The sequence below is a fragment of the Pseudomonas sp. GM49 genome, assembly GCF_000282355.1.
In the GTDB taxonomy this organism is placed as follows: Bacteria; Pseudomonadota; Gammaproteobacteria; order Pseudomonadales; family Pseudomonadaceae; genus Aquipseudomonas.
Window position 1 is genome coordinate 1 of record NZ_AKJL01000117.1, and the last position, 10,972, is coordinate 10,972.

At 57.3% G+C, this 10,972-nt stretch carries 11 protein-coding genes; 2 read left to right on the plus strand and 9 right to left on the minus strand.

Features of this window, described 5'->3' with window-relative positions; all coding sequences use genetic code 11:
* Positions 1-246 precede the first annotated feature (246 nt).
* Complete coding sequence (locus PMI29_RS17270) at positions 247-435, plus strand: hypothetical protein (RefSeq protein ID WP_007997162.1); 189 nt, start codon at positions 247-249, stop codon at positions 433-435.
* Between the two features lie 57 nt (positions 436-492).
* Here PMI29_RS17270 and PMI29_RS17265 read toward each other — a convergent pair whose 3' ends face one another.
* The 6 genes from PMI29_RS17265 to cysM form a co-directional block, all read right to left on the minus strand.
* Positions 493-1,440 (minus strand): hypothetical protein, encoded by a 948-nt coding sequence (locus tag PMI29_RS17265; RefSeq protein ID WP_007997163.1) that lies wholly within the window; start codon positions 1,438-1,440, stop codon positions 493-495.
* 188 nt (positions 1,441-1,628) lie between these two features.
* The gene (locus PMI29_RS17260) at positions 1,629-2,171 is read right to left on the minus strand and encodes a DUF2058 domain-containing protein (RefSeq protein ID WP_007997164.1); all 543 of its coding nucleotides are present in this window, start codon (positions 2,169-2,171) and stop codon (positions 1,629-1,631) included.
* Between the two features lie 28 nt (positions 2,172-2,199).
* Positions 2,200-3,033 (minus strand): nucleoside triphosphate pyrophosphohydrolase, encoded by an 834-nt coding sequence (gene mazG, locus PMI29_RS17255; protein ID WP_007997165.1) that lies wholly within the window; start codon positions 3,031-3,033, stop codon positions 2,200-2,202.
* A gap of 126 nt (positions 3,034-3,159) precedes the next feature.
* Positions 3,160-5,403, minus strand: coding sequence for a GTP diphosphokinase (relA, locus tag PMI29_RS17250; protein WP_007997167.1), 2,244 nt, complete (start codon positions 5,401-5,403; stop codon positions 3,160-3,162).
* Between the two features lie 122 nt (positions 5,404-5,525).
* The gene (gene rlmD / locus PMI29_RS17245) at positions 5,526-6,878 is read right to left on the minus strand and encodes a 23S rRNA (uracil(1939)-C(5))-methyltransferase RlmD (RefSeq protein ID WP_007997168.1); all 1,353 of its coding nucleotides are present in this window, start codon (positions 6,876-6,878) and stop codon (positions 5,526-5,528) included.
* A complete protein-coding gene (gene cysM, locus PMI29_RS17240; protein ID WP_007997169.1) occupies positions 6,878-7,780 on the minus strand; it encodes a cysteine synthase CysM in 903 nt (300 codons plus the stop codon). Before cysM ends, rlmD begins: the two co-directional genes overlap by 1 nt.
* A 430-nt stretch (positions 7,781-8,210) precedes the next feature.
* Between cysM and PMI29_RS31960 the strand changes: the two genes are divergently transcribed.
* A complete protein-coding gene (locus tag PMI29_RS31960) occupies positions 8,211-8,591 on the plus strand; it encodes a hypothetical protein (RefSeq protein ID WP_157221361.1) in 381 nt (126 codons plus the stop codon).
* Between the two features lie 50 nt (positions 8,592-8,641).
* On the opposite strand, the gene PMI29_RS17235 is transcribed toward PMI29_RS31960, so the two are convergent.
* From PMI29_RS17235 to PMI29_RS17225, 3 genes are all read right to left on the minus strand, one after another.
* Positions 8,642-9,142, minus strand: a complete 501-nt coding sequence (locus PMI29_RS17235) for a hypothetical protein (protein ID WP_007997170.1) — start codon at positions 9,140-9,142, stop codon at positions 8,642-8,644.
* A gap of 131 nt (positions 9,143-9,273) precedes the next feature.
* Positions 9,274-10,632 (minus strand): sensor histidine kinase, encoded by a 1,359-nt coding sequence (locus PMI29_RS17230; RefSeq protein ID WP_007997171.1) that lies wholly within the window; start codon positions 10,630-10,632, stop codon positions 9,274-9,276.
* A partial coding sequence (locus PMI29_RS17225; RefSeq protein WP_007997172.1) for a winged helix-turn-helix domain-containing protein occupies positions 10,622-10,972 on the minus strand: 351 nt, incomplete at its 5' end. The genes PMI29_RS17225 and PMI29_RS17230, both read right to left, overlap by 11 nt.

The window sequence follows — 10,972 nt, forward strand, 5'->3', positions numbered from 1 at the left end:
GCCGCTGGCGAAGCCTGCGGCTACAGGTCCTGTGTTGTGTCGCAATTCTTCAATGCGAACATGAAGCTTTTGTCATGAAACGCAGCGGCCTGCGACGCAATGCCGCAGATATGAAGGCCTGCGGGATTTTCTCCGATTTTGCAAAAGATCGTTTCCAATTCGAACCGTTTACTTAGCAAGCTAACAAAACATATAACGGAGGCCTGCACATGCCTTGCTGCAGATAACAGAGATTGGAGCTAGCAGATGACTGTAAAAGTAACTGAACGCGACGATTCACATAAATCCCACGAGGGTGTAGCCGCCGGTATCCGGATCTGGGACGTGCATCAACAAGACCTGCTGGTCGGGATGTTCCATTCCGAGACCGACGCACAAAACTACAAGGCCGAGCTGGAAATGCTCGAGCGTAAACGCCAGCTCGCAACCGGTTGAGAACAGACTCCACCACCGTGCAGCCTGCCCCTTCCTGCCGGGCAGGCTGCATCCACATCAGACAACCTCGATCAACGTCAAATGAAGGTCGTCTTCGATTGGCACTGAGGGGACACTTTCAACAATCCAGCCCGCTTGAAGCCTGACCACCTCGACCTCGCCATCGCCCATTCCGTCATTACGGATCGAATACTGCAGCGATGACGGATGACGCTTGGCATAATCGAAACTCATGCCGCAGGCGATCAGGAAATCGATTTTTGCCTCCGTCAGCTCAACTTGAATGTCGCGCTCGCCTTCTTTCAGACTGTAGTAATCCAGGCACAAGTTGATTGCAAAAGGGCAGCCATTGACGAGGCTATTGATGAACCTCCCTTCATAACCACCGAAATAACTGTGTTCAGCCCGCACGCTGCTGAGCTTCTTCACCCTGACTTCGATTTCCTCGGAAATCTTGAACAGCCAAAAGTCTCTATCCGAAGCCAGGTGCTTGCCAAAATCGGTACCTGATACATGGCGCTTTGGCCACATCGACATCAAAGGCATATCGACTTCATATTCTTTATTGGTGATCGCCAGCAAGTAATTAATAACATCGTAATAACTCGATTCTCCTTCTCCAACTTTGATTAGTGTCGCACAGCTTCCCGCCAGCAAGACGATCTTGCCATAGCGTTTCATTGGCAGTTCGGTCATCAATAACGCTATACACGCTGGTACTTTCTCCAGATAGGCAGAGTTCAGCTCATGGAGTTCCTCTTCATTGCGAACCTCGCGCCATGGAATGTTCCAGAAGAACTCAGGCAGGGTAAAGAAAACACAAGCGGTCGCGCCATGATCCTCGCGAGCAGCTTTTGCAGCGATCTTGATTTTTCGGCGTACAAGCTCGGCACGAGCGACAAGTTCATCGTCAAGATAATCGCGAATGGATTGTCCGGGCAGTCGCGGCTGTGAAAACTGCGACTTGAAAGTGGGTTGGCGTAACGAAGCGATACTTACAAGCATTTATTCCATCCTTAGATACTAAAGGTCATTCCATTTGTTTCCCCACAGACACAAACACCCTTATAAAAGGATATTATTTCCTGGCAAAAGAAAACCCGAAAGATCGTATCGATACAATCTTTCGGGCTCAATGTATAAATCATGCAAATTACTAGCAAACATGTAAGCCCGCTAGAGCATTGAATCTGTTACCACATCAGATCATCAGGAATCTGATAGGCCGCGTATGGATCATCCTCGGTGCTGACCTCTTCTGTCTTGACGTTCAGTTGCACGATGCGCTGCGGATCGCGCTCCTGAATCTTCAACGCCGCCTCGCGCGGAATCACTTCATAGCCGCCGGCGTGATGCACGATGGCCAGCGAACCGCTGCTGAGCTTGTTGCGCATCAGGGTGTTGACGGAGATGCGCTTGACCTTCTTGTCATCAACGAAGTTGTAGTAATCCTCGGTCGTCAGTTTCGGCAGGCGCGAGACTTCGATCAGTTGCTTGACCTGCGCGGCACGAGCCTTGGCCTCGGCTTTCTCCTGCTGCTGGCGGTTGAGTTCCTGGTCGCGCTTGACCTTCTCGGCCATGGCTTCCTGCGCCGCGCGCTGCTGGGAGTCATCCAGCTCGACCTGGCCTTTGTGGGCCAGGCGTTGTTGTTTCTGCTTGTCTTTGCTGACCTGCTTGGCCTGCTTCTGGTTGACCAGCCCTGCTTTGAGCAACTGGTCGCGAAGGGAAATGCTCATGGTGCTTATTACTCACTTAGGCCACGGCTCAACCGCAGCTGGGCAAATTCTTTTCCTGACGTTTGGCTTCGCCCCACAAGGCGTCCAACTCTTCGAGGGTGCAATCTTCCATGGGACGACGGGTGTCGCGCAATGCCTGTTCGATAAAACGAAAGCGTCTTTCAAACTTGCCGTTGGCGCCACGCAATGCGGTTTCCGGATCGACCTTGAGATGCCGCGCCAGATTGACCACGGAAAACAGCAGGTCGCCGATCTCGTCGGCCACGGCCTCGGGATCGTTTTCCGACATGGCTTCGAGGACTTCATCGAGCTCTTCACGCACTTTATCGAGTACCGGCAAGGCGTCCGGCCAGTCGAAGCCGACCTGCCCTGCGCGCTTCTGCAATTTGGCCGAGCGGGACAGCGCCGGCAGTGCGGCCGGAACATCATCGAGCAATGACAGCTGCTCAGGTGCCGAGGATTTCTCCGAGCGCTCCTCGGCCTTGATCTCTTCCCAACGCTGCCTGACCTGCTCTTCACTCAGGCGCGGGACATCCAGCGGCGCATACAGGTCACCAGTAGGGAACACATGAGGGTGACGGCGGATCAGCTTGCGGGTGATGCTGTCGACCACGCTGGCGAACTCGAAGCGCCCTTCTTCGCGAGCCAGCTGGCTGTAATAAACCACCTGGAACAGCAGATCGCCCAGCTCACCCTGCAAGTGATCGAAGTCACCACGTTCGATGGCGTCGGCGACTTCGTAGGCTTCTTCAAGGGTATGCGGGACGATGGTGGCGTAGGTTTGCTTGATGTCCCATGGGCAACCGTACTGCGGGTCGCGCAGGCGGTTCATCAGGTGCAATAAATCTTCAAGGCTATACATCGATCAATCTCTGCCCGCTCTTTGTAGGAGCGAGCTTGCTCGCGAAGAACCTGAGGACGGCGCGTTTAACCTGATTGCTCGCGTCATCGTTAACGTCCATCGCGAGCAGGCTCGCTCCTACATGTCTTATGGTGTCCGGTTACGCCGGGTTTCGATGATGTTCGGTAACTGGGAGATTCGCCCCAGCAATCGCCCCAATGCATCCAGTCCCGGAATCTCGATGGTCAGGGACATCAGCGCGGTGTTGTCCTCTTTGTTCGAGCGGGTGTTGACCGCCAGCACGTTGATCCGCTCGTTGAGCAGCACCTGCGAGACGTCACGCAGCAAACCGGAACGGTCGTAGGCGCGGATGACGATGTCCACCGGATAGGTGAGCACCGGTACCGGCCCCCAGCTGACCTGAATGATTCGCTCGGGCTCACGCCCGGCCAGTTGCAGCACCGAGGCGCAGTCCTGGCGATGAATGCTCACGCCGCGGCCCTGGGTGATGTAACCGACGATGGCATCGCCCGGCAATGGCTGGCAGCAGCCGGCCATCTGGGTCATCAGGTTGCCGACGCCCTGGATCTGGATATCGCCGCGCTTGCCCGGTTTGTAGCCGGTAGCCTTGCGTGGAATCAGTTCCAGCTGTTCGTTGCCACGCTCCGGCTCGACCAGTTGCTGCGCCAGGTTGACCAGTTGCGCCAGGCGCAAATCCCCGGCGCCGAGGGCGGCGAACAGGTCTTCGGCGGTTTTCATGTTGGCCTTGTCAGCCAGCTTGTCGAAATCCACCGTCGGCAGACCGAGGCGACTGAGCTCGCGCTCAAGCAGCGTTTTACCGGCCGCGACGTTCTGGTCACGAGCCTGCAATTTGAACCAGTGAACGATCTTCGCCCGCGCCCGCGACGTGGTGATGTAACCCAGGTTCGGGTTCAGCCAGTCGCGGCTCGGGGTGCCATGCTTGCTGGTGATGATCTCGACCTGTTCACCGGTTTGCAGGCTGTAGTTGAGCGGTACGATACGCCCGTTGATCTTGGCGCCACGGCAGTTGTGACCGATTTCGGTGTGTACGCGGTAGGCGAAGTCCAGCGGGGTCGCGCCCTTCGGCAAGTCAATGGCGTGACCGTCCGGGGTGAAGATGTAGACCCGGTCAGGCTCGATATCGACCCGCAGCTGTTCCGCCAGGCCACCGATGTCGCCAAGCTCTTCGTGCCATTCGAGCACCTGACGCAGCCAGGAGATTTTCTCTTCGTAGTGATTGGAACCGGACTTGACGTCGGTGCCCTTGTAGCGCCAGTGCGCGCATACGCCGAGCTCGGCTTCTTCGTGCATCGCGTGGGTGCGGATCTGCACTTCCAGCACCTTGCCCTCGGGCCCGATCACCGCCGTGTGCAGCGAGCGATAGCCGTTTTCCTTGGGGTTGGCGATGTAGTCGTCGAACTCTTTCGGAATGTGTCGCCACAGGGTGTGGACGATGCCGAGCGCGGTGTAGCAATCGCGCATTTCCGGCACCAGCACACGAACGGCGCGCACGTCGTAGATCTGGCTGAACTCCAGACCCTTGCGCTGCATTTTGCGCCAGATCGAATAGATGTGTTTGGCCCGGCCGCTGATGTCGGCGTCGACGCCAGTGGCCTGCAATTCGTTCTTCAGCTGACTCATCACATCGCTGATAAAGCGCTCGCGATCCAGTCGCCGCTCATGGAGCAACTTGGCGATCTGCTTGTACTGGTCCGGCTCCAGGTAACGGAAGGACAAGTCCTCCAGTTCCCACTTGATGTGACCGATACCCAGGCGATGGGCCAGTGGTGCGTAGATGTCGAAGACTTCACGGGCCACGCGGTTGCGCTTTTCGTCGTCGGCGGTTTTCACCGCACGGATGGCGCAAGTACGCTCGGCCAGTTTGATCAGGGCGACGCGAACGTCGTCGACCATGGCCACCAGCATCTTGCGCAGGTTTTCCACCTGGCCCTGTGTGCCCAGCACCAGGGATTTGCGCGGGCTCAGGCTGTCGCTGATCGCGGCCATGCGCTGCACGCCGTCGATGAGTTTGGCCACCACCGGACCGAAGCGCTGGCTGACGGCCGGCAACTTGATCTGGCCTTCGCGCACGCCTCGATACAGGATCGCGGCGACCAGTGAATCCTGATCGAGTTTGAGATCGGCGAGAATCTCGGCGATCTCCAGGCCGGTACGGAACGTGGAGTTCCCTTCCGACCACAGATTCTGTGCCGCATTGGCTTGCTGCTCAGCCTCGCGAGCGTACTCGCAGGCCTCTTTCAAGGCTTCGCGATCCAGTGCCAGATCGACACTCACTGCATGATCGAGCCAAGCCTCGAGATTGATACTGCCGTCGGTGTTGATCGGCTGGTGTGCTCTCACCTGTACCATCTTGCTTACCTTCCCTACGACGCAGATTCAATGCGTCAAATCGCTGACCTTCGTTGCCCGTGCGCCCACGTCGGGCTGGGTGCGCGGCTGCACGGGCGGGCCAGTCGGACCAGACGAGCATCCTAGCTCGCTTCAAATAACGCCATGGCCTCGACATGTGCCGTTTGAGGAAACATATCGAGAATCCCGGCACGTTTTAACCGGTAGCCCTGCTTGATCAATTCGACTGTGTCGCGCGCCAGAGTTGTCGGGTTGCACGACACGTACACCAACCGTTCGGCGCCCAGGGTCTTGAGCTTGCGCACAACCTCGAAAGCACCGTCTCGCGGTGGGTCCAAGAGTACCGCACAAAAGCCTTCGGCGGCCCATTCAGCGCCCGACAAAGGCTGGGATAAATCGGCCTGAAAAAACTTCGCGTTATGCAGATTATTGCTAGCCGCATTTGCCGCTGCCCGATCGACCATCACCTGCACGCCTTCGACCGCCACCACTTCACGAGCGGCCTTGGCCAATGGCAGGGCAAAGTTGCCCAGGCCGCAGAACAGATCGAGTACGCGCTCATCCGCTGTCGGCTTCAACCAGTCCAATGCCTGGGCGACCATCGCTTCGTTGACCCCGGCGTTGACCTGGATGAAATCCCCTGGCCGGTAAGCCAACTCCAGATCCCACTGTTCAAGACGATAGCCCAACGACTGATCGACCTCGACCGGTTGCGGTTCACCGTCGCCATGCAGCCACAACTGGGCTTCATGGAGCGCGCAGAAATCCTTGAGGATGCTCAGGTCGGCGTCGGACAACGGCGCCATGTGCCGCAGCAACACGGCCAGTGTCGAGCCGCTGAACAACTCCACATGCCCGAGTGCCTGGGGTTTGCTCAAGCGCCGCAGCATCTCCGACAAGCTGGCCATGATTGGTTGCAAGGGCTGTACCAGCACCGGGCAGTCATCGATGCCCACGATGTCCTGGCTGCCAGCGGCACGGAAACCGACTTCGAGTTTTTTCGCCTTCATGTCCCAGCGCACCGCGACACGGGCGCGACGACGGTAGCCGAACTCCGGACCACTCAATGGCGCGGCCCATTCCTCGGGCTCGACACCGGCGACTTTGGACAATTGCTCGGCGAGCATGCGCTGTTTCAGGGCAAGTTGTTCGTTGTGAGGCAAATGCTGCACGCTGCAACCGCCGCAACGGCCGGCATGGGCGCACGGTGCCGGGCGGCGCATTTCGCTGGCCTTGAATACCCGTTCGGTGCGCGCCTCGACCACTTTGCCGTGGGCACCGAGCACCCGCGCCTCGACTTCTTCACCGGCCAACGCGCCGATGACGAACCAGGTGCGACCTTCGAAAAACGCGATGCCGCGACCGTCATTGGCCAGGCGCTCGATGCTCAGGCGCTGCTTTTTGCCAGTCGGGATTTGCGGGACCTTGCTACCGCCGGTGGGCTGGAAGCGCAAGCCTCTTTCATGTTTGGCCATCAGTTGGGCGCGTCGAAAATGCCGGTCGACAGGTAACGGTCGCCACGGTCGCAGATGATCGCGACGATCACCGCGTTTTCAACTTCTTTGGACAGGCGCAGCATTGCCGCCACGGCACCGCCCGAGGACACGCCACAGAAAATGCCTTCTTCGCGGGCCAGACGACGGGTCACGTCTTCGGCTTCGCTTTGCGCCATGTCGACGATCCGGTCCACGCGGTCAGCCTGGTAGATCTTGGGCAGGTACTCCTGAGGCCAGCGGCGGATACCCGGGATCGCCGAGCCTTCCATCGGTTGCAGGCCGATGATCTGCACGTTGTCGTTCTGCTCTTTCAAGTAGCGCGACACGCCCATGATGGTGCCGGTGGTGCCCATGGAGCTGACGAAATGGGTGATGGTGCCCTGGGTCTGACGCCAGATTTCCGGGCCGGTGGTGGTGTAGTGCGCCTCGGGGTTGTCACCGTTGGCGAACTGATCCAGCACCTTGCCGCAACCTTCGGCTTCCATCTTCTGCGCGAGGTCACGGGCGCCTTCCATGCCCTGCTCCTGGCTGACCAGAATCAGCTCGGCGCCATAGGCGGTCATGGCGGCCTTGCGCTCGGCGCTGGAGTTGTCCGGCATGATCAGGATCATCTTGTAACCCTTGATCGCAGCGGCCATGGCCAGGGCGATCCCGGTGTTACCCGAGGTCGCTTCGATCAGCGTATCGCCAGCGTGGATCTGCCCGCGCAGTTCGGCGCGGGTGATCATCGACAGCGCCGGACGGTCCTTGACCGAACCCGCCGGGTTGTTCCCTTCGAGCTTGAGCAAAAGGGTATTGCTGGTGGCGCCGGGCAGGCGCTGCAAACGGACCAGCGGAGTGTTGCCGACGCAATCGGCGATGGTTGGGTACTGCAAGGTCATGGCGTATTCGCAATCCAGACTGCGGGGGCACCTATCATACCGGCAAACGTTCCCAGGCCATATCACGCAAAGTGTGGTGCTTATGGTTTATGGGAATAAGGGAGATTTCAGGTGGATGAGCGGCCTTTTCACGGGCGAGCCTCGGACACCTGTCGCAGCTTTCCCCCCTCCTGAAAAACAACCGGTAATAAATCGCTGTCAGAAAATGCACTCTTCTGTAGGAAAAAAGAATGTGCTCACCGGAAACTTCCCGCAACCTGCAACGACATACATGAACTAGTACATATCTGAAGTAGCAGATAATCTTTTTCAATGAACAGCAAAACAACACAACTGACTGTTCATAGGGTGCTGGGCAACACGACAATTCGTACGCAACGCTCAGCACTCCACTTTTGCCAAGATGGCGCTACCTCAAGGAAGAAAACAAATGAAGATTTTACTTGCACTCCCCTTTGCCGCTCTGATTCTTGCGGCGGGCCAAGCTTCTGCCGCATGCACTTATATTCAAAACACTTATAGCGGCATCGTACCTGCAAACTCAAACATTGTTGTGCAGGGACCATTCACCATCACGAGTGCAAATGGTTGTCGACAAGCAAATATTACTTCCACCATTACAGGCTTGGGGCTTGGTTCCCCACCAAATCTTGTAATTGAAAAACTGGATGGTTCAATTTGGAAGCACGTTGACGGTGGCAACCGCAGCACTGTTTCCACACTTGGAGCGCTAGGTACCTATCGGGTTCGCCATGTAAACGAACATAACGTGGCCAGAGGTTACTCCGGCACTACGCGCTATGGACGATAAGCTGTAAGATTGCCGGTGCCCATAGGCTTTACTCCTGGGCACCTGTGATCTCAAGCTTGAATGCTGACGGATAGGTCGCTTTGAACTGAGCTCGCAAAATAGGAGAGCGCGCCCAAGACATGATTTGCTCGAATCAGGCCTTTGGTGAATTCATGAAAGCCAGCGCCTTCGGTTGTGCCATGCGCCAGCCTGTCCTCAAGCATCTGATTGAGCATGGCTATTGCGTTGAACTTAACGTCTGCTCCAGCTTGATGGCCATTTTCATCCGTCGCCATACTGCCTGATGTAAAAATGATCGATACATAATTATCTATCAGACCGTTCTCACGAAGCAAAGAGCCAACCATGGCAAGTTCATAAGTACTGACTGACGTGAAATCATACCCCTTGAGTGAATCCTTCAGCTCTTCAAGTGAAAGCTTGTCATTAAGTTTCAAGACATCAACAGCGTCATCGGCATTCGTCTTTGTGTAACTGTTAGTCACCTCAAGAGGGTTTTTGATGAAATAGGCATCCGACTTCATCGACAAGGCTTGGTAATTAATATTCATCAAACATCTCCCAGAATTTTATTCTCAAGCTAGATATCGCCACCCATTTTTAAACCTTGAGAGTTTTATGCAGAGAATGCCCTGTGAAAATATTGCAAATTATCTCAAAACAACAATCTTAACATCGCCGGTTAAACCGGCGACGCATGAATCAGCAACCGCATATTCATCCGCAACCCGCTCCCGGTGTTCTGCGCCCAAAGCTTTCCGCCCTGACGCTGCACCGCGTTCCTGGCGATGCTCAGCCCCAGGCCAAACCCGCCATCACCAGGTCGTGAGCCGTCGAGGCGCGTGAACGGCAGGAAGATCCGCTCCAGGTCAGCTTCCGCCACCCCACCGCCCTGATCTTCCAGCCACAGGTGCCAGTAATCACCATCACGCCGTCCGCCGAGATGAACAACGCCGCCGCAGGGTGAATGTCGAATCGCATTACGCAGAATGTTTTCCAATGCCTGGGCCAGGGTGTTGAGATGACCGCGAACCCAGCAGGATGCATCCACTGTGCATTGCAACTGCGTATCGGGCCAGCCACTTTCATAGCAGGCATTTTCCGTGAGCATTTCCCACAGGGCCTGGATCTGGATCGCTTCGTCGGGCAGTGGTGTGCGCTCGGTGTCCAGCCACGCCAGTTGCAGCGTGTCCTCCACCAGGCGCTGCATGCCATCGACCTCACGGCCGATGCGTTCGCGCAATGGCTGCAGCCCCTGCTCGCTTTCACTGGCCACCCGCAGGCGGCTCAAAGGCGTACGCAACTCGTGGGACAAGTCGCGCAGCAGTTGCTGCTGCAACGCCACGGTGCTTTGCAGGCGTTCAGACATGTGATCGAACGCCCGGCCCAATTCACCCAACTCATCCGATCGATTGGTGGTTCGGGTCGACAGCCGTACGCTCAGTTGGTCGGCACGCCAGGCGTTGGCCTGTGCGCGCAGGTGGTTGAGTGGCACCACCAGCAGGCGATACAGCCCGACGCACAACAGCAAGGTGAACAATCCCGGAATCACGCCGTTAGTGATCACCCGCCAGAACACCCGATAATGCCCGGGTACGAAGCGCTCGGGTAACTCGATCACCAGGCTGCCGGCGGAAGGGTCGCCGGGAAACGGTACGCGCATCCACGGCCGGCCTTTCTTGTGGACCGGCCAATCGAGGCCGCGCAAAAAAGTCAGGCGTTCGACTTCCTTGTCCGTCAGCGACTGGTTGCTCAAGGACTGCAAATCACCACCGATGACACCGACCCAGCCTTTTTCCCGCTGAGACATGCCTTGCAGCCAGTCATCGACACCGGCGCTCTGTCGCCGGTGCCATGCTTGCTCAGCCTCGGCGGCATAGCGCGTCAGGGTGCCTCGGGCTTCATCCGAGAGGAACTGGTTGCGCTGCTCCATGTAGCGTCCCCAGGACCAACTGAGCCAGATCATCAGCAAACAGAACGCCACCAATAGGCAAGCAAGCTTCCAGAACAACGAATGCCTGCCCGGCAAGTTACATTTCATCGGCGGCACTCAGAATGTAGCCCTTGCCCCAGACCGTACGCACTTCGCGCTCGGTGTAACCAATGGCTTTGAGCTTGCGGCGGATCTGGCTGATGTGCATGTCCAGGCTGCGGTCATGGGCCGCATAACCGCGCTGCAGCACCTGTTGATAAAGGAAGGCTTTGCTCAATACTTCGTCGGCGCTGCGGTGCAGCGTTTCCAGTAGCCGATACTCGCTGCGGGTCAGGCCGCCGGCCTGTTCGCCATAAAAGACTTCGAAACTTTCATCGTCGAAACGCAGGCTGTCCATCGAAGGGACAGGTACTGTCGGTACCGGCCGGCGGTCGAGTGCCACCCGCCG

Bases quoted from the DNA above. Each gene is read 5' to 3' on its own strand.
- PMI29_RS17270 (WP_007997162.1), top strand. From the start codon at position 247: ATGACTGTAAAAGTAACTGAACGCGACGATTCACATAAATCCCACGAG.
- PMI29_RS17265 (WP_007997163.1), bottom strand. From the start codon at position 1,440: ATGCTTGTAAGTATCGCTTCGTTACGCCAACCCACTTTCAAGTCGCAG.
- PMI29_RS17260 (WP_007997164.1), bottom strand. From the start codon at position 2,171: ATGAGCATTTCCCTTCGCGACCAGTTGCTCAAAGCAGGGCTGGTCAAC.
- mazG (WP_007997165.1), bottom strand. From the start codon at position 3,033: ATGTATAGCCTTGAAGATTTATTGCACCTGATGAACCGCCTGCGCGAC.
- relA (WP_007997167.1), bottom strand. From the start codon at position 5,403: ATGGTACAGGTGAGAGCACACCAGCCGATCAACACCGACGGCAGTATC.
- rlmD (WP_007997168.1), bottom strand. From the start codon at position 6,878: ATGGCCAAACATGAAAGAGGCTTGCGCTTCCAGCCCACCGGCGGTAGC.
- cysM (WP_007997169.1), bottom strand. From the start codon at position 7,780: ATGACCTTGCAGTACCCAACCATCGCCGATTGCGTCGGCAACACTCCG.
- PMI29_RS31960 (WP_157221361.1), top strand. From the start codon at position 8,211: ATGAAGATTTTACTTGCACTCCCCTTTGCCGCTCTGATTCTTGCGGCG.
- PMI29_RS17235 (WP_007997170.1), bottom strand. From the start codon at position 9,142: ATGAATATTAATTACCAAGCCTTGTCGATGAAGTCGGATGCCTATTTC.
- PMI29_RS17230 (WP_007997171.1), bottom strand. From the start codon at position 10,632: ATGAAATGTAACTTGCCGGGCAGGCATTCGTTGTTCTGGAAGCTTGCT.